Raw genomic sequence first — 22748 nt, 5'->3', positions numbered from 1 at the left:
TTCGCCAGCGGTGAGCAGCGGGTGAATCAGGCGGCGGCACGGGGAATGCCCGGCAGCAGCCGGTAGGCGGCGGACACCGATGCCGCGGTGGCTGATTCATCGAATAGCGTCTCGGCCCGCATACGCGCCGCATTTGCCTCTCGTCCGACAAGTTCCCGCTGGCGCAGACGCTTGACGATCTCCCGGGCCAGCGCAGCGGAATTCTCCGGTTCAACCACGGAACCGGCCGCGGGCAACGGACCGTTGATCAAGGCTTCCTGGCTGCCGGCCACGTTGGTGGCAATAGTCGGTCGGCCGCTCGCCATGCCTTCCAGCAGAGACAGCGACAGTCCTTCCCACCGCGACGGCGACAGGATCACGTCGGCCGCGCGCAGGACGGGGCGCACGTCGTCGAGCGGCGCGCGCGTGACGATTCCCCGCTGCCAATCCGCCTCGTTCGTGTAGCCCTCCCCGACCAAGAGCAATGTGGCGGAACCTTCCTCCGCCCGCACCTGCTGCCAGGCCTTCACTGCGACATCCTGCCCCTTCTGGTAGGAGCGCCGCCCGACAACCGTGGCGACGAAGGCGTCCTCGGATACCCCCAGCGACCGACGGGCGGCAGCCCGCTCCGCGGCGGTTGGGACGCGCATCGCCGTGAGGTCGACGCCGTTGAGCACCACCCGGCCCACCCCGGCGATGCCCTCGTCAAAGCCTTCCCGCTGCTCCTGCCAGCTGCAGAACAGGGTCATGTCGGTCCATCGGGTGGCGAACCGCTCCCACCGGATCGCGGCGAGCCTGGTTCGGCCCTCGACAGCGAGGAATGACCAGGCGTGCGGCTGGAACACCGTCGGGATCCGGCCGCGCACCGCCAGTCGACCCACCAGCCCGGCCTTGCTCGAGTGAAGATGGACGAGGTCGGGCGCGGCGCGGTCCAGGATCTCCCGCAGCGCCTGACGTTCGCTGGCGACGCCCTTAGCGGGCTCCCGCCGCGACTCCCAGGGCAGCCACCGCACCCCAGCCGCCGTCAACCGCTCGGCAAGCGGGCCGTCCGGGCAGGCCACGGCTGTTTCGAAGCCCTGCGCCCGCTGAGCGCACGCGAGCCCGAGGACCACTCGCGCCACTCCTCCTGTCGTCGGCTGGGTGACATGGACGACCGAGGTCATGACCGCTGATCTCGCGCCTGGTCGAGGGTGCCTAGAACGAGCGTTCGGAAGTCGTCGGCAACCCGCTCCCACTCGAAGCGGCGGCTCCACTCGCGAGCTTTGGCCGACATGTCCTGGCGGCGTTTGTCGTCGCGCAGCAGGCCGACCACCGCCTCGGCCACCTGCTCCGCGCTGGTGGGGTCGACGAGCAGCCCGCTGACGTTATGGCGGACCGCGTCAAGGACACCGCCCTGTGCCCCGGCCACGATCGGGAGCCCGGCGGCAGCCGCCTCCGCGTACACAATGCCGAAGCCCTCGCCCGTCCGCCCGTCCTCGCTGGTGCGGCTGGGCAGAACGAATACGTCGCTGGTGGCGAAGAGCCGGTCCCGCGTGTCGTCGTCCACCAGTCCGAGCAGGTCGACGTGCTCGCGCAGGCCGCGCGCCTCGACCTCGCCTCGCAGCCACCGCTGTCGATCACCGGTGCCGACGACCGCCCAGCGCACGTCTGGAACGTGCTGCCGGATCAGCGGCATCGCTTCCAGCAGCACGTCGTGGCCCTTGTAGGAGTCGTTGATGCGGGCCACCGTGAGAATCGTCCGCCGGTTCCCGCGTACGCCGGACCGCTGCCGGGGCACCGGGGCGGGAATGCCCGGAGGGATCACCGCAATCGGGCCGGCCAGCGGCGCCACTGCCTCGACGAGCGTCTTGGTGTACCGACTGACCGCCACGCCGTGATCCGCTCGCTGGGCGCAGAGCCGGGTGGCGCCGGGCCATGTGGGCACCTCCTTAGCGTGGTAGTACTGCACCCACGCGGCGCCGGTCAGCAGCTTCGCCAGCGCGGCGGCATATCCGCAGCGTACGTGCATGCCTAGGACAACGTCCGGCCGGAACCGCCGGGCGTGGCGCGGCGTGATCGCGGTCAGCCGAGCGATCGACTTGCGACCGCCGCGAGGCGTATTCACCGCCCGGTGCACCGGGTAGCGGGACGCCGCGTCCCACTCCACCGAGCCAGGCTCGGCCAGCGTGAGGATCTCGACCGGCCCGTCCCAACGTTCGGCCAGCCCGTGCGTCAGCGACTCGATGCCGCCGATCGCCGGCGGGAAGACCGGTGTGATGATCTGCAGGCGCGCGCTCATCGGCGATCTGCTCCTTCGATGAGTTTACGGGGGCGCGGAAGCCGGCGGCGCGGTCGCGCGCTTAGCCGCTCGTATAGCCGGCTGACCTCCGCCGCCAACCGCTCAGTGTCAAAACGCACCACCACCTCGGGCACCGGCAGCCGGGCCCCCCGCCGCTCGGCGAAATTCGCCAGTTCGGCACGCAAAGATCGAAGCAGAGCTTCCGGGTACGCCGATGTCCGCCGCGCTCCAGGTGTATCCGGCGGCCCGTGCTCGCCCGGCGGAGTCAGCTCGTCCAGCGGGGGGCACTTGGCATAGATCGCGGGCAGCCCGCTGGCCAGGGCCTCCAGCACTGCAAGGCCGAAGGTCTCCGAGTCGGACGGTGACGCGAACACATCCATCGCGCACAGCACCTCGCGGGCGTGGCGGACCTCGCCGGTGAAGACGACACGACCGTCGACGCCGTACCGGGCCGCAATCTGTTTCAACTGTTCGCCCGCCGAACCATCCCCGGCCAACAGCAGCGTCACCTCGGGCAATTCGGCGACCGCCTGGATCAGCCGGTCGAACCGCTTGCCCGGCTCCAGCCGTCCGACGCCGCCGATCACCACCGCGTCGTGCGGGATGCCGAGCCGCGCCCGGGTGGCCGATCGCAGCTGCGGGTCGAAGGTAAGCTCGCTCGCGTCGATGCCGTTGGGGATCACCGCGATGCGGTTCTCGGTGACACCCCAGGCGCGGAGCCGCGTGGCCACCGCGCCGGACACCGCGATGGTCGACTGGCCGAGCCGTTCCGTGGCGGAATAGAGCGCGCGGACCCCGGTAGTGGTGTGCCGACCCTCGATCATGCCGTCTCCGAGCGAGTGCTCGGTGGCCACGATCGTCGGCACACCGGCCAGCCGAGCGGCCACCCGGCCGAAGACGCAGGCGCGGTATAGGTGGGCGTGCACCACGTCGTAACCGCGGGTCCGCATAAGGTCGCGCAGCTCACCAACGGCGGTCAGATCGTGGTTGTGCCGCATGGTGATCTCATGGACGACCGTGCCGTCGGCACGGATCGCATCGGCGACCGTGCCGGGATTCGAGAGCGTGACGACCTCGCAGTCGTGCGGCAGCCGCCGCAGCAGCAGCCGCAGCTGGTGCTCGGCGCCGCCGGCGTTCAAACCGGTTATCACGTGCAGGACGCGCATCGGGCGGGCGGCCGTCAACGGGACAGGTCAGCGGTCACGCCGAACACCGCGCCCGCCCACTTCGGCCAGCGCTGCTCCCAGGTCTGGTCGCGGGCCCATGCGAGCGCGCTGGCCGAGGTGGCCGGGTCGACGTCGGCCGCTGCCAGCACGGCGCGCGCGAACGACGCCGGCTCATCAGCGAACCAGACCCCCGGCGGCGACTGGCGGTCGAGTCCGGTCTCCCAGGTCGTGCTGACGACCGGGCGCCCGCGAGCGGCGTAGTCGAGGAACTTCATCGACGACTGGCCCCGGCAGTACCGCGGCCGGTGCGGGACGAGAGCGACCGCCGCGTTGTCCAGCACCGCTGCGATTTCCGGGCGCTGCACCACGCCGTGCCACCGGATTCGCGGCCCGAACTGCTCGAGCAGCTGGGCAAACTCGGGCGCGGGCTCCTCACCGTACCCCGCGTAGCGAAACTGGCCGTACAAGTCGAGGGTCCAGTCTGGAAGCCTGGTCATCACGTCGCGGACCAGGTCGGCGTCGAAACGCTCGGAGAACGTGCCGACGTAGACCATGCGGCGTGACGTGCCCACCGGACGCGTGCTCGCACCGACCAGGTCGGACTGCGCGCCGTTGGGCACGAACACCACTTCGCGCCCGGGGAACAGTGCGGCGAGGCTTTCATTCGCCACGATGATCGTGTCAGCCTCTGTGGCGATCTGCTGATACATCCGGCGTACATGAGGACGTTTCCCGTCGAGCAGCGCGTTCCAATCGTCCGCGGCGTCGAACACGCGGCGCGCGACCACGTCCTTGGTCGCCGCCCATTGCCAAGGCACGTTGACGACCACTGCGGTGTCGGACGGATCGCCGGCGGCACAGAGTGCGTTGACGGTCCGCCGGAGTAGGAGGTTGTCGACAGCCGCCGCCGCGGCGTTGCGGTGCCCCGGGACCAGAGTGGACCGCGAGTGCGTAGTAAACGCGCTGCCGGACCGCTGCACCGGCACAGGACGGAAGCTGCGCAGCCATGTCATCCGTTCGCTGCTACCGAGCCGGCGGATGTCGGTCGGCGCCTCGATAAAGTCGAGGTGCAGACCATTGGCCGTCGCCTGGGCGGCCAGCGCGTGCTCGCGGCGAATCGCGGGATGCCAGGGGCTCTTCGCCACCATGACGAGATGTTTCATGCGGCAACCTCGGTACGTTGGGTCGGGATGAGTGCCGCGGCCACGCGGATGAGCGCGGCGGCGGATGCCTGCCAGCTATGCCCATTGGCGGTGCCCGCAGCGGCCACCGCCATCCGGTCGCGCAGGCCGTCGCGGGACAGACGGAGGAGCGCTTGCGCCGCCACCGCCGCGTCGCGAAGAACTACGATGCCGGTCTGTTCCGCAGCGACGGTCTCCGGCAGGCCGCCCTCGGCGGAGACGATCACCGGGCTGCCGCACGCCTGTGCCTCGATGCTGACGAGACCGAGCGGCTCCGCGCGGGCGAGGTAAAGGGTGGCGAACGCCCCCCGGTAGATCTGGACCAGTTCGTCATCGGAGACGCCGATCCGCACGTTCAGGCGCACGCCGCACCGGTCGGCGATCTCCTGCAGGCGTTGTCGTTCGGCTCGGTCGTCGTGGTGCGCCACGAGCACGACCGGCAGCCCGAGGCCACTGCGCCCGGCCGCCTCGATGACGAGGTCATGGCCCTTGCCGGCAATCAGCGATCCAACGGTCAGCAGATGACGGGGCTCGACTGCGGCGGGTGTCATCATGGCCGGAGCACCGCAAGGCAGGACCTCAGCGGTACGGCCGTACGCCGCCAGGATGCGCGACGCGGTGTACCGCGAGTTGGTGGCGACCACGTCCGCCTCGGCGATGGCGGCCCGGTCGGTGTCCCGTTCCAGCCGGCGCAGGCCCGCGTAGAGCGCCCGGCTGCGCGGGTTGAGCGTTGAGCGCAGTCCGGATTCGTAGTCGATGCGGCGAGGCTCGTCGCAGTACCGGATCACCGGGACGGCGCACTTGCCCGGCGAAATCGCTCCGCGCAGCGCCGAATCCGGATTTGCGAAAATGACGTCGACGCCCGCCCGCTGCGCCATCGCACCCATCGTGGACCATGCGGCTCGCAGCCTGCGTAGGTCGAGGACGCGCTGCGGCGGCCGCAGCGCCACCGGCAGGCCGGGGGCAGCCAGCTTGACCGGTACGACGTACGGCCTGGCCGTCACCGGCTCTGCGCACGACGTCGTGAACTCGATCACCTCGGCGTCAAGTGCGGCGACCTGTTCGGCCAATCGTCGACGTGCTCCGCCGTTAGTGAGGCCATGCATCACCGCGATCCTCATGCTGGGCCTCCGGAAAGGGCATAGACCTTCTTGAGGTCGGCCACTTGCCGCGCCCAGGTGTGCCGTTCGGCGGCGACCCGGGCTGCCGCCGCGCCCAGGGCATCGCGGCGGGCCGGGTCCCGGATCAGGCCGTCGAGCTTGCCGGCCAGTGCGGCGACGTCCCCCACGTCGACCAGCTCACCAGTGACACCGTCCGCGATGAGCAACTCCATCGCGGTGACGCGCGTGGCCACCACCGGGCGGCCCTGCACCATGGCCCGGACCAGGATGCCGCTGGACGGGTTCGAGCTGCGGTAGGGCAGCACCACCACTCCGGCCGCCGCGATCACCTCGGTGAACTCTCGATCGTCGAGGTAGCCCAGCCAGCGTGGCGGCTTGGCGAGCCCGGCGCTGTCTGCCCGCAGCGCGGCTAGCCAGTCTTCGTGCTGACGTGCGCACGTCCCGGCGATCAGTAGTTGATGATCGGTCTGGTAGTCGGATGTGGCGCTGATCTTCTGCCATGCGTCCAGCAGATCCTCAAGACCTTTTGCCGGGCTGAGGAAGCCACCGAAGACCACGGTTCGGGATCGAGACGGTGGTGGACCAGGTACAGCAGCGTCGGCGCCATGGTTAATCAAGCCAACCCGCGCCATTCCGCCTGCCTTGCACTGACGAACCGCTACGTCACTCAGAACAGCTACTGCGCCAGCCCGGCGCCGGACGTATGCGGTGATGGGACGGTTCAGCAACGGAGCGAAGACCCTGTGCGCCACCGCGTCACGCCATCCACGTCGGGCCGGCATCACCGCCGCGCCAGGCGCGTCAGCCAGCACCGGCGCGTCATGTGCCACGACCACCACGTCTCGGCGCAGGGTTACGGCGACTACGGCGAACCAGAACGGACCGGCCGTAGTGCGTCCCAGCTCTATATGCACAGTTCCGGCTTCACGGATGCGACGGACAGCGCGGATACCAGCGAGCAGAGCCGGCCAGGCGGACGCAGAGGACTCGCAGAGTGACACCTCCCACACAAGCCGGCCTTGCCTCCTCAATTCGGCAACCACCTTGGACGCCACATGCGCCACACCACCGGCTGTAGGACGTACGACCAGCACATTCGTTTCGGTCATCAGAGCGCACTCCCGGGGCTGGTCGGGTCGTCGGAACGGGAGAGCAGGAGAATGATCTGGGGCTCTTCGCCGGAGTTTGCAATCTCACCCACGTCGGTCACAGAAGGCTCCGGTAATGGAGGACGGTCTGGTCGATCATCGAGTCGAGACCGAAGCGGGTGATGTCACGCCGGGCGGTACCCCCGAGCGCGTTGGCCAGCTCGGCGTCCTCGATAAGCCGATCAATCGCGGCCGCCAGGGCGACCGGGTCGTTCGGTTCGACGAGTAAGCCCGATCTCCCGTGCGTCAACACCTCGTCCACGCCGTCAACGCGGCTCGCAACGACCGGGCGCCCGAGCGCCATAGCCTCCAACGGCACATATGCGAAGGACTCCCAGCGGGACGGCATGCAGACGACCGCCGCTTCCCAGATCAACTGAGCGATGTCATCGACCCAGCCCTGGAAGAGAACACGCTCAGGCGCGACCAAATCGGCCAGCCGCTCCAGTTCCGCCCTCTGCGGACCCGACCCGGCCACGACGATGTTCCACTTCGACGTGGAGGCAGCGGCTGCACGGATCAGGAGGTCGTGGCCCTTCTGCCGAATCAACGATCCGACGGCGACGACGGTCGGAGCTCGAGTCGGTGGTTGATCGCTCGGCGGCGCGAAGCGGGACAGATCGATGCCGTTGTGGATGCTGACGATACGTCTCGAAGACAGCCCGTAACGGCTGATGATGAACTTCCGCGACGCGTGGCTCACAGCAATGATGGAGTGGGCGAGACCAAGTTGTAGACGCTTAAAAGCTGTCTTCGCGGTGGCAGCGCCCCTCGTACGCGGGTCGTCACTGAGTGACGCATCCGCCGCGTTGCTCCGTGGCAGGTGCTCAGTAACCACGACTCGCCGGCTTTTCAGGCGTGACTTAGCAAGAATCCCTAACGAGCCTCGGTCGTACGTATCGGCGAGGTGCAGGTGCCATACGTCTGCGCGCTCCACGCCGTTCTCGAACGGCATGAAAGCGATCCCGAGCTCCGTCGCCACCCGGCCGACCGTCGAGTCGCCGGGGGCGGCAAGGCTCACCGTCAGCCCTGCACCCATCAAGCCTTCGGCCAAGTCTTTGATGTGCCGACCGACTCCACCCGCCGCGCGCGCGTCGGTTGCCAGGACTACTTTCACCGGGGCCTCGCGATACTAGGGATCATCCGAACCATCTCGACCGGCCAACCGCGCAGCGCCGACAGAGCAAGGACGTATGCGACTGCGGACACCGTCAACGCCATCCACGGCGTCGCAACGAAGATCCACCCGATCGCGACGGCGACCGCCACAGCGGCGGTTGGCAGTAGGCTCACTCTGCTCAACGCTGCACACGGAATTCGGTCGCGCAAGATCAGCCACGAGCCGCCACAAACGATGACTTCGGTCGCCACGGTCAGCCAGGCGGATGCACTGATACCGAATCTGGGCGCGAAGAGGAGATTTCCGCCCACGTTGAAGGCGAGGGCGATGATGTTCTGTCCCACCAGCCAGCGCGCCCTAGCGGCGGCGACGACCACTACACCCAGAAGCTGGGTCAGCATGGAAACCGCACCCGCTACTGCGAGAATCCGCAGGATCGGCCCAACCTCTCCATAGGTGTCGCCAAACAGCAACGTCATCACTCCCCGAGCGTTTGCAGCCACGATGACCAGGCCCGGCATCACAAGACTCATGAACCAATGCCACAGCCGGGACAGCAGTACGCCCATCCGGTCGGGTTCGTCCCACTCAGCTGCCAGTTGAGGTAGCGCAATGGACATGACCAGACCAGGAAAGATCGTCAGGATACTGAACAGTTTGACCGCACTCGCGTACTGACCGACAACCTCTGCCGGGAAGATATTCGAGAGAATCACGACATCGATCGACACATAAGCGGTTGACAAAAACGAGGCGAAGCCAATGGGGAAGGCTTCTTTGATCAAGTGCACCGGCGACTGAACGCCAGCGGCGTCACCATCAGCGGCATCTCGCGGCGACATCCACTGCGATGCCACTCGGAGCATGACGAGACTGTTGACGACTGCAGCCGCCGAGGCAAAGGCCGCAAGGAGAACAGCGGGTGCCCCGAGCGAAGCGGACCCGACGATAGCGATGGTCGAGATAATCGCCGTAGAGAGATCGACCGTTGCCATCCGGCCGACTTCATGCTTGGCATAGAAGAACTGGCGCATGGCAGTGGTGCCGGCTAATGCAACGGCTGGCGCCATGACCAGCAGGGTGCCTCCACGAGTCGAGTCGTATGCGAAGAAGCCCGCGATCACCACCGCTGCGGCAGCCACTATGCTCGACCACACCAGGTTGGCCTTCAGCACAAGTCGACCGAGAGCGGCAGCGTCTACTTTCTTCTGCCCTAGTGCCCGCCCGAACACCTCACTGAAACCGAATTCAGTAAGGGCTAGAAGCATGTAGAAGGCAGCCAGACCCGCCGCATACTCACCGAACTCCCCGGGCAGGAGACTGCGGACCACCACAATGGAGGACACCGCGGACAGGACTGAGCCTGCCACCTTTCGGCCGATCAGCAGTACGGCTGATCCCGCCAGTTTCCCTGCGGTTTCACTGACGTCTGCCATCACGACCGTGCCCGGCAGATCCGACGACAAGGCCCGTGATGCTCGATCACCGCACTGCCAGTCACTGAACCTATCATCGCGGCGTCGACGTGCCCGGCAAATCAAAGGGCGACAATTGGACGCCCTTAAGCTTATTCATATGCACTTCTAATCCTCAGCGGATTGACCAACAAAACAGCGGCCTACCATTCACCTAGATGACCCTTGTGATCATTCGCCGTCAGTGAATCCCGCCATATTCCGAACTCTACCTCGGGACCCGACACGAATCCGTCCGCACAGACCCGTACGGGGGAAGCCGAGCGGCTGATTGATGATGGCGATTCGGCCACGCCGCCAGGTTAAGTTCGCAGCCTTTTGTCCGGAGCCCCGCTCCGGCTGGTCGGTAGTGAGATTTACCAGCGCATCTCCCCAGAGCAACGCAGTACACGAGAGGGCTTTCCGTTTCATGTTCGCCCGCGGATTCCCGCTACATGTAAGCCGTGGTTTCTGATCATCCGCCAATGAGACTTTGGGGACCGTGATGGCTACGGCTTCGCTACCGCACTGCACCCAGCGACGACCTCATCACGCTGAGAGATGCACCGAACGTGGGGTTGCCACCACGACGATTGGGTCCCGCTGATGAGCAAGAGAATCAGACTGAAAGCGTCGGCGTCCCTCGCCGCCGTCTTGAGCTTCATCATTCTGACTGCGCAGGACCCGGCCTCGGCGGCTACGGCGAAGGGGACTGCGGCGACGCACAAGAACCCGGCCAAGACCACCCTTGCCAAGCGCACCACCAAGTCGGCGGCCGCCCAGCGCACTCCGAAGCCCTCACCCAAGCCCAAGCCCAAGCCCGCGCCAAAGCCCACGGTTGCGCCCAAGCCCACGACCAAGCCCACCGTCGCGCCCAAGCCGAAGCCCACGGTTGCGCCCAAGCCGAAGCCCACGGTCGTACCCTCGCCGACGATCGCGCCCCAGCCCACCACCGTCGTACCGGAGGCTACGGTGGCGGTACCGACGAAGGGTGCCGCGCCTCTGTCGCCGACCGATATCCAGATGGTCGGTCTTGTGGACGCCGTACTGGCCGATCTGAACAGCACAGCGCCTGCCGGGGCCCCGCCCGGAACATGGATCGACTCGACCGAATGCTTCCGCTGTGACGCCGGCCCGGCTCTAGCCCTGGCTGCGGCGGCCGCGGTTACCGGTGACGCCTCCAGACAAGCGGCGGCGGAGAAGATCTTCGACTACGAGATCAACGCTCACCAGCAAGCGAACGGTGCATTCGGCACGAATCCCGTCGGTCCGGATCTCGACACCATGTTCTTTGCCAACGAGCTGGGGATCGCCACCGTCTTACTCAAGCCGACCATGGACCCGGCCAGGTACGGGCGGTGGTCGACGGCCGTCGCCAAGGCGGCCGACTTCCTCATCAAGAACGGCAACCTTGCTTGGTACACGAACGGGAACATCGTGGTCGGCAACACTCTCACGATGGCACTCGCCGCGCGATTGACTGGAAACGCGAAGTACCTCACGGCCTACGAGACTGCGCTTACGTTTGCCGTTTCGCCACCCCAGTCTCGCTGGCCCGGCTACGGGTTCGTGTACACCAGCAAGGGGACGCAAGAGGACGGCCGGGACAGCAAGGGTTACTTCACCGAAGCTGTTTCGGAACCCGGGTTCGACGCCGAGTACACCATGCTCCAGCTCGACCTCCTCTCGCCGCTCTACTTGATCAACAAGGACCATCGAGTTCTCCGGTACCTGAACGCCATCACCAACCAGCTATGGGACCGGGTCAACACGGCGACGTGGCGCATGGACACCAGCGGAGGCACGCGCCACCCGCAGATCGGCCGGGAGTTCCCGTACGACACCGCGTCGGTGTCCGTACTCGCGAATGTTGGTGGCCGCACGGACCTGGAGCCGTACATTAGTAGCCAGATCGCCAAGTACACGACCGCATTCCGGGGCGGCAGAGGAGATCGTCTCAAGTATGCGTTCGGCCTGGCTTTAGCGAATGTCCTCATGAGCCAGCCAGGCAACTCCCGCCTCCGCTGAACGCGGCTACCGGCGTCGGACTTCGGTCCGGCGCCGGCAAGCCGTTTTGTGGCAGCGATCAGTGACATGGCCCAGTGAGGCCATATCAATCGTGTCAGGCTGGTCGGCCCAGCGCCTTGTAGCGCCAATCCGCAGCGCGCCACCGTGCCGAGTCAAGTGCATGGCGGCCGTCGATGATGCGCCGCTGCCGCACGACGCGTCCCATCATCGCCGGCTCGATCTCTCTGAAAGCCGCCCACTCCGTCAATAGAATCACGACGTCGGCGTCGCGGGCGGCGCCAAGAGCACTGTCGCAGTACGTCAGTTCTGGTCGAACTGCTCGGGCGTTGTCCATCGCTACCGGATCGTAGACACGAACGTCCGCGCCGAGCTGCCGCAACTGGTCGATGACCTCGAGTGCGGGGGCGTCGCGGATGTCGTCCGAATCCGGCTTGAAGGCGATTCCCAAAGCGGCGATCTTGAGGCCGGCGACACTTCCACCAGCGATCTCCTGCACCAAATCCACAGTGCGGTGACGAAGACTCATGTTGATGGCGTCGACCTCCCGGAGGAAGGCCACTGCATGACCCACTCCAAGCTCCTCGGCCCGGTGAGTGAAGGCACGGATGTCCTTCGGCAGGCATCCTCCGCCGAAGCCGAGCCCTGGCCTAAGGAATCGCTTGCCGATTCGGCTGTCGAGTCCGACGGCGGTGGCCAGATCCTGGACGTCCGCGCCTGCCGCTTCACACACCTGCGCCATTGCATTGATATACGAGATTTTGGTGGCGAGGAATGAGTTCGCCGCCACCTTCACCAGCTCGGCTGTCGCCATGTCGGTCACGACTACCGGCATATCGGGGGTGATGACGGGATCAAACGACCGCCGCAGCATATCCTCCGCCCAGGCTGATTCGACTCCGAACACCAGGCGTTCGGGTCGCATCGTGTCTTCGACCGCGAAACCCTCGCGAAGGAACTCGGGACACCACGCGACTTCCGCCAGAGGGCCGGCCGGTGCGATCGACCGTACTCGCCCGGCGAGCCGGCTAGCGGTTCCGACCGGCACAGTAGATTTCCCGACGAGCAACGCTCGCCGGTCGATGTGCAGGGCAAGTTCCTCGAAAGCCGCGTCCACATACTGCATGTCCGCAGCATGCGAGCCCTCCAGCTGAGGAGTGCCGACACAGACGAAGTGCACGTCACCGAAGGCGGCCGCTTCTTCGAATGAGGTGCTGAAGCGTAGGCGTCCAGAGTCCAGCGCCTTGGCGAGGAGTTCCGGCAGGCCCGGTTCGAAGAAGGGCACTTCGCCACCCGCGAGCTTGACGATCTTATCCGAATCGGTGTCGACGCCCATGACCTCGTACCCGAGGGCCGCCATGCAGATCGCATGAGTGGCGCCGAGATAGCCCGTGCCGATCACAGTGATTCGGGGCAGAGAGGGAAGCATGTCATCCTTAGTTCTCAACAGTTCAGGAAGCCGAGCGCTGCGACGCTGCCGAGCGGCGTCGAACCCCTTCATCGCCCTCCTGCCGCCAGCACTTCGTGAAGGGTCCGGATAACGATCTTGAAGTCGAGCCAAAGCGACCAGTTCTCGATGTAGTAGTTGTCGAATCGAGCTCGGTCGGCGATCGGCGTGTCACCACGCAAACCGCTGACCTGTGCGAGACCGGTCAAACCCGCGGGTACCCGATGCCGCCACTCGTAGCCGCGGTACTCGGAAGAGAACTGCTCGACGAAGAAGGGGCGCTCAGGGCGAGGGCCTACAAGAGTCATGTCGCCGCGGAATATGTTCCACAGCTGGGGGATCTCGTCGAGCGATGTGCGGCGCAGGAATTTCCCCACCGGACCTACCCGGTTGTCGGAGGCCACGGACCAGTTTGTCCGCGACTCCGCCTCGTTGACGGGACGCAGGGACCGGAACTTCAGAATCTCGAACGACTTCCCGTTGCGTCCGACCCGTTCCTGCCGAAACAGGACTCCCGGTCCACTCTCAAGACGAACGCCCAGGGCACATAGAACGAAGATCGGCGCCAGGGTGATCATGCCCAACACGCTGACCATCACGTCGATCGTGCGCTTCAAAGACCTCTGCCATCCGGACAGCAGCGGGGGCCGGATCCTCATCACCGGGATCGCGCCGATGTGATCAGGCACTCCGGTCTGGGTCTGGAGGTGATGCAGCCTCGGCACGACGAACACATCGTGCGTCTTGTCCATGGCCTCGCGCATGATGTCCGTAAGACGGGTGTCCGACACGTCGGGGTCCGCGATGATCAGGGTGCTCGCATTGTTGCGTTCGAGGGCACCCTTCACGTCATCGACGTCACCCAGCCGGGGAAGCGTCCTGGTCGCGGCATCCGCGCTCTTTCCGGTGTCGACGAAGCCGACTACGTGTAGACCGTACTGGGGGTATCGGTCGAGAAGCCGGGTTAGCTCAGCGCCGACCTGACCCGCGCCGACAAGAACGGTGCGATGCGAAACCCATCTGCGCCTACGCACCATTCCGATCGCCCAGCTGGTGCAGAACCGGCCGGTAAGAACCAGGAGAATGATGACGGCGGAGACCCGCAGGAATCCGTCGACCGCCATTCGGTCGTGCCGCAGCGCGATGACTGTTGCGACGGCCGCCACCGCGATCAACTGGCGGCCGAGAAGCCTAGGCAGGTCGTCCAGCGCGGAGAGATGCAGCCTCGGCCGGTACAGACCGCCGGCGGCGAAGAGCGCCGTCACCAGGAACGCACAGACGACCAACCCGCGGACATACGCCGCGTTCCAAAAGATCGGGATCCCGAGCGCCGAGACGTCAACAAGCAGGCTGAGCATCCATGCCTGGAGGCATAGCGGGCGGGGCGTCACGACCATCGTCGAGACTCTCTGTCCGCCGGTGACCAGACGGGACAGACCCTCAGCGGTGACGGCAAGGTCGTCACTAGGACGTGGGTTCACCGAGGGCCGAGCCGGCGGCACGGACACCTGGCGCTCCAGCGCCAGTCCTCTTCCGCTCCCGCTCGGCTCCGCCATCCGGCGGGCTGCGTGAGCCAGCCCCTTCTGACGCCCGACGCGTGCACCGTCTCGTGGCATCAAGAGCCTTTCCTAGAATTGTGGGGTGACATCGGAAAGATACGCGTGAGAAGCAGACTGGCGACACTTCTACACAGCCACTCATGAAGGGCTGACCAGTACTCGTGCGGCCACCGAACGCCCTTATCCGGCGACCGATGTACACCCTGCAACGCCGTACGCACTACCCCGAAAGGATCTCGCATTCCAAGCCCACCGGCGTCACGATCCAATCGAGGTACAATCTGTGATCGGGCTTGCAGATTGAGAATACCTATGCTGCCCGCCGCCCCAAGACGGGACATCTTCGGGCAGCTACACATCTGTAGGTGGAGCTGTCGCCGGTACGCACGCTCGTGCTGCGATCAAGTGCCCCCGGCGCATGGCTTCCATCACCTGAACTGTCTCGAAGACCTCGCCATTCGTTCACCTGATATCTACAAAGTGCGAACGATCAACATTCGCTAGACGCAGGGGTCATGCCCACCGACTGAACGGACAGCTTCGCTGGAAGCACCTCTGATACCCGGCACACCACTCGCCAATCTCAACGTCGATGTTGCGGACGCCACAACTGCGGATGATTGCAAACATCATCCGTTCGAGTGGCAGGAGTGGACACATCCTCGGAGATCCGCTTGTATATGTGTCGGACGATCGACGTGCCACCAGCGGCCGAGCCCGATTCACGGCCCTTCAATTTACGCCGGCCAACGTGAACGAGTCGGCCCGGGTCAGGCGGGGCAGTTCGATAGTCAGTCAGCAAGCCGCCGACGACGCCGAGTCCGTGGCACGCCTGAGTGGCATTGGACCGCATCAACGTAGCGCACGGTGCCGCCGACGATCCGCCCTCTTCCAACGCGACGGTCATGTGGCGGGGCCTTCGCCAAGACGCTCGAGCCTTCGATGCGGAGGAACCTGAAGGGTGAGACCGGTGCGACTGCGACGTCTACGACTCGCGGGCTCTGCTGAAACATCCCGCGAGTCGATTCAGCAGGCCGCGACCGTCGGCGGCGCCGCTGCGGCTGCGGGACTCGGCGGCGTCATGAGCGCTTCCGTCGGCGCCATTGGCACCATTGCATCTTATTCTCTGCTGATTGTTTTGGCCATGCCAGCGGCCTCAATCGTGACCATTTTGGTCGTGGCTCAGGAGGTTAGTGCAGCTCGTGCCGGCTTTGAGAACGCATGGGGCTCCACATTCGCGTATCAGGTCTATTTCACGACCGTCGCTGGTATCCCGGGCATTGCGTTAGTCGCAGCGGCCGCCGCCCTGAGCGGCGCACTGTGGTTATTTCGTGATGGCAATACAGTCAGGCACGGGCGGTACCTTGTGCCGCTGGCAGCCTTCACCGCACTGGTCGTGATAGCGGGTCTGTACCACGGCGTAGATCCCTTACTACTTGTCGTGCGATACTGCACGTTCGGTTCGGTGCTTGAAGGGTTTCTGATCTCCGCAGCTCTGCGACGACAAGTGGGTGGAGCGCGAGCCGTTCAATGGGGAACGGTGCTTGCCACCGCAGCCCTGCTGGCCGTGGTGCTGTTGGTCATTCGTGACTACGGGATCGGATTCGGGGTCTTCTACGACTCGGCGACTCCCGCAGTGGCCGGCGCGCTGGCGCTGGCGCTGCTCCGCCGAGGAAGCCTCTTCTCATGGAAGCGAATCGCGTTCTTCGCGGGTACGGTGGCCATTTTGTTGGTGTCTCTGCGACGCAACATCTGGCTGGCAGCGATCGGCGCCATCATCATTGCTTTCCTCTTCTCGAGGGCCCGCACCAAGTTCGCGGTCCGCATCGTGGCCGCCGCCGTCATCGCAATCGTCGCGGTGCAGGTCATGTTTCCAGCCGTCACGGAGGCGGTGATCGACCGCTTCGTAGCAGCAGACCTATTAAGCGGCTTCGACACCCGGGACGCCTCGACAGCGGGCCACTTCCAGGACATCGCGGTCGGATTCGACCTGGCTCTCGATCGGCCATGGATTGGGTACGGTCCGATCGACAACCTCCCCGGCTTGGTTGTCCACAGCGGATTCTACGTTCACAACGACGCCTTGATGGCCTGGCTGGGTTTCGGCGCCATTGGATTGATTGCGTACGTCGCGACGATTATAGCCGGCGCGGTGGTGGCGTTACGGGTTCTCAGCACACGAAGCTCGCTGGTCGACGCTACAGCGGCCTTCTTCCTCCTCATCACTCCTCTGGCCGGCATCTCCGCCGCTTTCCTCATGAGCTCCTATCGGTGGCCGTTGCTGTATGGCATCTGCCTCGGGATATGCGCCGCCTCAACCTCGAATAGGGTGCGGCAGGAGCGGGCGCTGACGCGCGCCAGGGCGTCGGAGCCGCGGGTGGCAGTGGTGAGCTCCAGTAGCCACGAATAAGTTACTTGGAGTCGAGTATCCGTATCGCCCGAGGGGCATTGCGCCGTGTCGCCCCCACGTACAACCATGGACGAGCGATTCGCAGCACGGGCGAGCCACGCGAAGGGACACCAGACCGGAAGCACGTCGACGGCTCGGTGTACTGCTAATACTGCGGCGAAAACGCTTCGCCCGTCCGGCGCCGCCATCTAATGATCTTGGTATCGACAACCACGTCCCCCAACATGGCCGATCGCCTGTCAATGGTTGACGCAATGACTAACCCGCCCGAGTGATTACGATGAGGGCCTATCCGGCTAGCATGCCGTTATACGCGATCTTGCTACGATCGGAAGGAACGCGCGGCTCAGGCGCCAGGGACGCCGAAAGGTCGAACCCCGTCGGTACGAACGACCAGATATTACACACTGAGACACCGAAGTGAAGCAGTCGATACACGTTCGGGTCGGCCAACCGACTGAACATGAAAATCGTACGTCTCCGGTCGGCCAAAACGTCCGGCGTCGCCGAGCAGATTTAGGATCATCGTGACGCTTTCGAGCCTGTACAAGACAGTGCGTGCACAGTGGAAAATCGTACTGCTGTCACTCTTGATCGGCGCTGCCGGTTCCGGGGTGTACTCGTGGCTACAGAAGCCCACTTACGCGGCGTCGACGCAGATCTTCGTCTCGGCCACTGGCGTGCGGTCCAATCTCGGTGACCTAAATCAGGGAGGCACCTTCGCTCAAGAGCGCGTGCATTCGTATGTGGAGATCGTCGACAGCCCGGTGGTGGCCAGGCATGTCATCGACTCGCTACAGCTACCCCTTAGCCCCGAGCAACTGGCCGACAGGGTAGAAGCCAAGTCTTCAGCGGACACGGTGCTCATCGACATCACTGTCGTGGACGAATCTCCCACTCGGGCCCACGACATCGCAGCCGCCATCGCCGCGTTCTTCCCACAGGTGGTCAACGACTTGGAGACGCCGTCGGGGCAGGAGAAGTCACCCGTCAAGGTGTCGGTGACGAAGCCCGCGGTCGCCTCGACCGATCCCGTCTCGCCGAAAATTACGCTCAATGTGATCCTCGGCGTTCTGGTTGGCGGCACCATCGGACTTGCGGGCGCGCTCGTACGGGAGTTCATGGACAAAACGGTCCGTGAAGCGGAGGCACTGGCTCAGCTCACCTCAGCACCAGTTCTCTGCACCATCCCGGTCGAGGCGAAATCGAACGGCTCACCCCTGATCATCGAAGGCAGCGCCCGATCCCCGCGGGCCGAGGCGATGCGGCAGCTCCGCACCAACTTGCAGTTCGTCAATGTCGATCGCCCCCTGCACAGCCTCGTCGTCACCAGTGCGATGCCGGGCGAAGGTAAGTCGACGACGACGTGCAACCTCGGTATCGCCTTCGCCGAGGCGGGGAACCGTGTGCTGCTGGTGGATGCCGACCTGCGACGGCCCAAGCTCGCCGAGTACCTGGATCTCGAGGGTGCAGTCGGGCTGACGAACGTCCTGGCCGGTCAGGTCACCGTAGGGGACGCCATCCAGCAATGGGGCAACACCGGCCTATGGGTTCTGACCAGCGGTTCCATCCCGCCGAATCCCAGCGAGCTGCTGGCGTCCCGCAACATGGCGGACCTGCTCGCCTCGCTCACCCGCGGGTTCGACATGGTCATCATCGATACCCCGCCGTTGATCCCGGTCACCGACGCCGCCGTGATGGCGACGGTCGCGGACGGTTGCCTCCTGGTGTCCCGGCACGCCAAGACGACTACGGCCCAGGCCACGGCCGCGGCCGGTGCGCTCTCGACCGTCGGCGCACGCCTCAACGGCTGCGTCCTGAACATGACGCCTCGCCGCGCGTCGTCGACGTACTACTACGGCTACACCACTGCCGACGGCGACCAGCCGGCCGGCGACTCCGCTCAGTTGCTCACCCAGCAGACGCTCACTCCCTCGTCGCCCCGAGCCAACAAGGGCTTCACCTACCCGCCAGCGCGGGCTGCGGCAAGTGTGCCGATGGCGTCTCAGGAAGCGGCTCGGCACCGGCGGTCCGTGCTGACGGACGCGCCGACTACGGAGATCCGGTTTCCTCGCGACAATCGACCGGCCAACGACGCCGAGGCGCGGCGGGCCTACAACGGGCAGCAGCCCGTCAAAGCCGTGCCACGGCGCTGAGGATCGTGTAGAGATCCCGTTCGATCGCCGTCGCGCACGTTCGGAAGGCCTCGATCGGTCGTCGTACGGGGTCTGCGAGATCGTCCTCATCGGCCGAGACGGGCTGGAGGTGATGCCGCCATCCCGGAAGTTCCTCGAGAAGCGTGCGGAACCGGTGACCCGCAGCACCTCCCCTGGGAGCGACTGCGGGCATCGCGCCTGCGATACGAGCGAACTGCCGGAGGGTAAAGGTTCGCCGTAGGACTCGCGGCTCTAGGGCTACACAAGCAGCGCGCTGGGGCCGCCCCGCCGCCAGAACCAGGTCGGCCGCCGCCAGCATCGGAGCCGTCACCGGCCGGCTGGTCGAGCCCTCGACGGCTATCCCGCGCTCTGCGAGGACCTGCACGGTTCCGGGGTGTACCGGGCCCCCCTCGTCGGCGTGCGTACCCGCACTCCAGACCCTGAGTGCTCCTCCACCAGGACCGAAAGAGTCGGCAATGGCGTACCGAGCAAGAAATTCCGCCATCGGCGATCGGCAGATATTTGCGTGACAAACAAAGAGAATGTTGAAGCTGGCGCTGTCGAACACCTTGATCTCCCCGGTACGGCATACTGCGGTGGATTCGGGGCCACGATATCCGGCCTGAGGTTGAGTCGGCTGCCTCGCTCGCGCAGCTCTGCCGTAGGCGACACGATCGGATTAAGCCGAAGATCTTGTCGAGACCGACTGCCTGTCCGCCGTTCGCGGGGAACGGTCCTATCTACTCGATGGCGATTCCCACGAGGCAGGGACACGCGTTATTCATGAGTAAAGGTCTACGCACCGAGGTCCTGAAGAGGTCTGCCTGTCATGCAAGAGGAACATCCCAACGAGACTTCTGCAGGAGATCGGGGTCACAGAAAAGCGAGCGGGAATCATGATTCCCTCGCTTCTCCACCCCCGGACGGTGCGGACCGGTACGCATTCGAGGCGCCCACCGCTCCACCGAACATCAATTTCAAGCGAACGAGGCGGATGACCCATTCCGCTACTCCAAGCGAGTCGGCCGCCAAGCGTTCGGCATGGCGCCGAAAGCGCGTGGTGATCCCGGCCGCGGTCCTCGGCCTCTCCCTGGTGGCGTCGACCGCCACCGTGGGCTCTCAAGGGTGGAAGGCCGCGGATGACCTCCAGGTGGCGGCCGGCCTGTTCGGTCAGCTGCAGCGCCAGATCCAGCTGGCCGATCTGGCTGGCGCTCGGGTCACCCTGGCGTCCCTTCAGGAGCGAACGGATACCGCCCACGATCGAACCGACGGATGGCTGTGGTCGCTCACCGGACACATGCCGTGGATCGGCGACGACGTGGCGGCCGTCAGCACGGTTTCGAAGGCACTCGACAACCTCGCGGCCGACGGCCTCCCCGCCTTGATCAACGTGGCTGAAGGTCTGGACCCGGCCAAGCTGACCCCGAAAGGCGGACGGGTTGATCCGGCCGTTCTGGTTGCGGCAGCCCCGAAGATCGCACAAGGCCTCGCAGTGATTCGCGACGTACAGAAGCAGGTCGACGGCATTCCTACGGAGGGTCTGCGACCGGATCTGCGATCCGCGGTGGACCAGCTCGACCACGGTCTCGGCAAGGCGGAAGGCCTCGTCGGCTCCGCGGACAGGGCGGCCCGGCTGCTCCCACCGATGCTCGGCGCGGACAAGCCCCGCACGTATCTGATGCTGTTCCAAAACTTGGCGGAGGTACGGGCGACAGGCGGCATGCCGGGCGCGTATATCGTCATCAAGGCCGACAAGGGCGCCATCAACATCGTCGATCAGGGCACCACGGGTACCCTGACCAAGTTCGACAAGCCGGTCCTCGATGTCGACGCGGACATGGAGACTCTCTACACGGACAAGCTCTCCACCTATCTGCAGAATGTGAACCTGACGCCCGACTTCCCGACCACCGCGGCGCTGGCTCGGAAGATGTACGCGATGCGCTCCGGTACGGAAGTCGACGGCGTCCTGTCGACCGACCCTGTCGCGCTGTCCTATCTACTGAAGGTCACCGGATCGGTATCCGTGCCGAAGAGCGATCCGCTCACGGCCGACAACGCCGTACGGGTGCTGTTGTCAGAGGCGTACGCGAAGTTCCCGGACCCCAAGGATCAGGACCAGTACTTCGCGGGTGCTGCGCGGGCGATCTTCGAAGCATTGGTGAAGGGCCAGGGAGACGCCAAGGGCGTCCTCACGGAACTCTCGCGCGCCGCTGGTGAGCGGCGCCTGTTGATGTGGAGCGCCAACCCCGAGGAAGAAGCTGCGCTCGCCGGCACGGTGCTGGAGGGACGGCTTCCCACGACCGACGGCAGCTCGCCGACCGTTGGGGTGTTCCTGAACGACGGCAGCGGGGCGAAGCTCAGCTACTACCTGAACGAGGAATCGGTGCTCCGCGTCGGCGACTGCGATGAGGACGGCAGCCGCCTGCTGCACCTCAAGGTGACCCTCGGATCCACGGCGCCCAAGTCCGGGCTGCCGGCCTATGTCACGGGACTCGAACTTTCTGGCTCGCCGTACACGTCCCGGACCAACCTGATGATCTTCAGCCCCATCGGCGGCGGGGTGGTGGGGGCCGTGTCCGACGGCAAGGAGGTGGAGTTCGGCACCGGCATCGAACGGGACCGGGTCGTCGGTGTGATCACCGTGGACCTGCCGCCCGGATCGAGCAAGACGTACGACGTGACGCTTCAGACGGCGCCGCTTCCCGATGCGGAAGCTGACGTGCTCCCACGTCTGTGGACGACACCCGGGGTGCGGCCGTGGAAGTCGACTGTCGAGCCGGGGGGTCGGTGCACCTAGAACGAACTGACATGACAGTGAGCGGGCACTGCCCGTTGAAGCTGAAGGCTTAACACATCATTTGGAAGAGGCAGTCATGAGCCGCAATCGGGCTATTGCTTTTCTCACCTCATTCGTCGCCGCCCTTGCGATGACGTTGGGGCTCACGGCCTTCACCGCGACTGCGGCGTCGGCCAAGCCGGCCGTCACCTACCCGCCGTCGCCGCCGTCCCTGGTGGTCAACAAGGGCGTGGTCAAGTACGGCGTGAGCGTACGGGCGACCGGCCGCAAGTACGCCAAGAAGGAGAAGGTGACCATCACCATCTCCTTCCGCAAGAAGGGCTCGCACCGCTGGAAGACCGTCAAGACGGTGGTGGTTCGGGCCGACGGCAAGGGCGGCTTCACGTACAGCGTGAAGGCGTTCGCGCCCGGCATCCTGATCATCACCGCCAAGGGGAAGACCTCGCGCAAGAGCGCTTCCGCGGCGGTCTACGTGATCGACAAGAAGAAGGGCGGCTCCGGGTGGAACATCCGCCGCGCGTCCTTCACGGCCGGCACGACCACTGGCCTGACCAACACTCCGGTCTCCGCGAACAGCACCCCGGCGCAGTCCAACGGCGTTTGGCTCGCTATCGCGGGCCTCGGTGTGCTGGCGTTGGCTGGTAGCACGGTCGTGACGCGCCGCACCATCCGTCGCCGCAAGTAGTTCCCGCAGCGACAGAAGAACGGCAACTGGCCCGCGTCTCGTGACAGAGACGCGGGCCAGTGTGCTCTGCGAGGCTAGGACGACCAAGTAGAACTCGCCTGCCTTTGCGCCGCTGAGGAACGGGTCCCACTCGGTGTGGGTGAAGACCAGCGTTTCAGCCTCCCGTGCTCGGCGTCCCGTGCAGCAACGTCCAGGGGCGGATTGGTACACCTGGGGGCT

General features: G+C 65.5%; 16 protein-coding genes. 5 read left to right on the top strand and 11 right to left on the bottom strand.

The window, feature by feature from the left end; translation table 11 throughout:
• Positions 1 to 26: 26 nt before the first annotated feature.
• The 8 genes from AB0J80_RS03635 to AB0J80_RS03600 form a co-directional block, all read right to left on the bottom strand.
• A complete protein-coding gene (locus tag AB0J80_RS03635; RefSeq protein WP_364699910.1) occupies positions 27 to 1142 on the bottom strand; it encodes a glycosyltransferase in 1116 nt (371 codons plus the stop codon).
• Positions 1139 to 2257, bottom strand: coding sequence for a glycosyltransferase family 4 protein (locus AB0J80_RS03630; RefSeq protein WP_364699908.1), 1119 nt, complete (start codon positions 2255 to 2257; stop codon positions 1139 to 1141). The genes AB0J80_RS03635 and AB0J80_RS03630 overlap by 4 nt, the downstream gene beginning before the upstream one ends.
• On the bottom strand, positions 2254 to 3441 hold the full coding sequence (locus AB0J80_RS03625; RefSeq protein WP_364699906.1) for a glycosyltransferase: 1188 nt from the start codon (positions 3439 to 3441) through the stop codon (positions 2254 to 2256). Before AB0J80_RS03625 ends, AB0J80_RS03630 begins: the two co-directional genes overlap by 4 nt.
• Entirely contained in the window at positions 3438 to 4586 is a 1149-nt protein-coding gene (locus tag AB0J80_RS03620; RefSeq protein WP_364699904.1) for a glycosyltransferase, read from the bottom strand. The genes AB0J80_RS03625 and AB0J80_RS03620 overlap by 4 nt, the downstream gene beginning before the upstream one ends.
• Positions 4583 to 5725, bottom strand: a complete 1143-nt coding sequence (locus AB0J80_RS03615; RefSeq protein ID WP_364699903.1) for a glycosyltransferase family 4 protein — start codon at positions 5723 to 5725, stop codon at positions 4583 to 4585. Before AB0J80_RS03615 ends, AB0J80_RS03620 begins: the two co-directional genes overlap by 4 nt.
• Positions 5722 to 6357 carry a glycosyltransferase family 4 protein gene (locus tag AB0J80_RS03610; RefSeq protein ID WP_364699901.1) on the bottom strand — a complete coding sequence of 212 codons (636 nt, stop codon included), beginning with the start codon at positions 6355 to 6357 and terminating at the stop codon, positions 5722 to 5724. Before AB0J80_RS03610 ends, AB0J80_RS03615 begins: the two co-directional genes overlap by 4 nt.
• 574 nt (positions 6358 to 6931) lie before the next feature.
• A complete protein-coding gene (locus tag AB0J80_RS03605; RefSeq protein WP_364699899.1) occupies positions 6932 to 7990 on the bottom strand; it encodes a glycosyltransferase family 4 protein in 1059 nt (352 codons plus the stop codon).
• Positions 7987 to 9459, bottom strand: a complete 1473-nt coding sequence (locus tag AB0J80_RS03600) for an oligosaccharide flippase family protein (RefSeq protein ID WP_364699897.1) — start codon at positions 9457 to 9459, stop codon at positions 7987 to 7989. Before AB0J80_RS03600 ends, AB0J80_RS03605 begins: the two co-directional genes overlap by 4 nt.
• Positions 9460 to 10053: 594 nt before the next feature.
• Here AB0J80_RS03600 and AB0J80_RS03595 point away from each other — a divergent pair.
• Complete coding sequence (locus AB0J80_RS03595) at positions 10054 to 11475, top strand: hypothetical protein (protein WP_364699895.1); 1422 nt, start codon at positions 10054 to 10056, stop codon at positions 11473 to 11475.
• A gap of 94 nt (positions 11476 to 11569) precedes the next feature.
• On the opposite strand, the gene AB0J80_RS03590 is transcribed toward AB0J80_RS03595, so the two are convergent.
• Positions 11570 to 12880, bottom strand: a complete 1311-nt coding sequence (locus AB0J80_RS03590) for a UDP-glucose/GDP-mannose dehydrogenase family protein (protein WP_364700177.1) — start codon at positions 12878 to 12880, stop codon at positions 11570 to 11572.
• Positions 12881 to 12969: 89 nt separating this feature from the next.
• Complete coding sequence (locus AB0J80_RS03585) at positions 12970 to 14316, bottom strand: sugar transferase (protein ID WP_364699893.1); 1347 nt, start codon at positions 14314 to 14316, stop codon at positions 12970 to 12972.
• A 1132-nt stretch (positions 14317 to 15448) separates the two neighbouring features.
• On the opposite strand from AB0J80_RS03585, the gene AB0J80_RS03580 reads away from it, so the two are divergent.
• Entirely contained in the window at positions 15449 to 16888 is a 1440-nt protein-coding gene (locus tag AB0J80_RS03580) for an O-antigen ligase family protein (protein WP_364699891.1), read from the top strand.
• 527 nt (positions 16889 to 17415) lie between these two features.
• Positions 17416 to 19044 carry a polysaccharide biosynthesis tyrosine autokinase gene (locus AB0J80_RS03575; protein ID WP_364699889.1) on the top strand — a complete coding sequence of 543 codons (1629 nt, stop codon included), beginning with the start codon at positions 17416 to 17418 and terminating at the stop codon, positions 19042 to 19044.
• Here AB0J80_RS03575 and AB0J80_RS03570 read toward each other — a convergent pair.
• Complete coding sequence (locus AB0J80_RS03570; protein WP_364699887.1) at positions 19022 to 19612, bottom strand: low molecular weight phosphatase family protein; 591 nt, start codon at positions 19610 to 19612, stop codon at positions 19022 to 19024. The two genes, AB0J80_RS03575 and AB0J80_RS03570, sit on opposite strands and share 23 nt — an antisense overlap.
• Before the next feature lie 426 nt (positions 19613 to 20038).
• Between AB0J80_RS03570 and AB0J80_RS03565 the strand changes: the two genes are divergently transcribed.
• Both AB0J80_RS03565 and AB0J80_RS03560 read left to right on the top strand, forming a co-directional pair.
• Positions 20039 to 21844 carry a DUF4012 domain-containing protein gene (locus tag AB0J80_RS03565; protein WP_364699885.1) on the top strand — a complete coding sequence of 602 codons (1806 nt, stop codon included), beginning with the start codon at positions 20039 to 20041 and terminating at the stop codon, positions 21842 to 21844.
• Between the two features lie 76 nt (positions 21845 to 21920).
• Positions 21921 to 22529, top strand: a complete 609-nt coding sequence (locus AB0J80_RS03560; RefSeq protein ID WP_364699883.1) for a hypothetical protein — start codon at positions 21921 to 21923, stop codon at positions 22527 to 22529.
• The last annotated feature ends 219 nt before the right edge of the window (positions 22530 to 22748 follow it).

Origin of the sequence: Actinoplanes sp. NPDC049548 (genome assembly GCF_040676695.1) — a bacterium.
In the GTDB taxonomy this organism is placed as follows: Bacteria; Actinomycetota; Actinomycetes; order Mycobacteriales; family Micromonosporaceae; genus Actinoplanes.
This window is presented reverse-complemented; position numbering and strand designations above follow the sequence as displayed.

What these genes read in the sequence shown, in the direction of transcription:
- AB0J80_RS03635 (WP_364699910.1), bottom strand. Translation starts at nt 1,142, where the DNA reads ATGACCTCGGTCGTCCATGTCACCCAGCCGACGACAGGAGGAGTGGCG.
- AB0J80_RS03630 (WP_364699908.1), bottom strand. Translation starts at nt 2,257, where the DNA reads ATGAGCGCGCGCCTGCAGATCATCACACCGGTCTTCCCGCCGGCGATC.
- AB0J80_RS03620 (WP_364699904.1), bottom strand. Translation starts at nt 4,586, where the DNA reads ATGAAACATCTCGTCATGGTGGCGAAGAGCCCCTGGCATCCCGCGATT.
- AB0J80_RS03615 (WP_364699903.1), bottom strand. Translation starts at nt 5,725, where the DNA reads ATGAGGATCGCGGTGATGCATGGCCTCACTAACGGCGGAGCACGTCGA.
- AB0J80_RS03610 (WP_364699901.1), bottom strand. Translation starts at nt 6,357, where the DNA reads ATGGCGCGGGTTGGCTTGATTAACCATGGCGCCGACGCTGCTGTACCT.
- AB0J80_RS03595 (WP_364699895.1), top strand. Translation starts at nt 10,054, where the DNA reads ATGAGCAAGAGAATCAGACTGAAAGCGTCGGCGTCCCTCGCCGCCGTC.
- AB0J80_RS03585 (WP_364699893.1), bottom strand. Translation starts at nt 14,316, where the DNA reads ATGGTCGTGACGCCCCGCCCGCTATGCCTCCAGGCATGGATGCTCAGC.
- AB0J80_RS03565 (WP_364699885.1), top strand. Translation starts at nt 20,039, where the DNA reads ATGACCCATTCCGCTACTCCAAGCGAGTCGGCCGCCAAGCGTTCGGCA.
- AB0J80_RS03560 (WP_364699883.1), top strand. Translation starts at nt 21,921, where the DNA reads ATGAGCCGCAATCGGGCTATTGCTTTTCTCACCTCATTCGTCGCCGCC.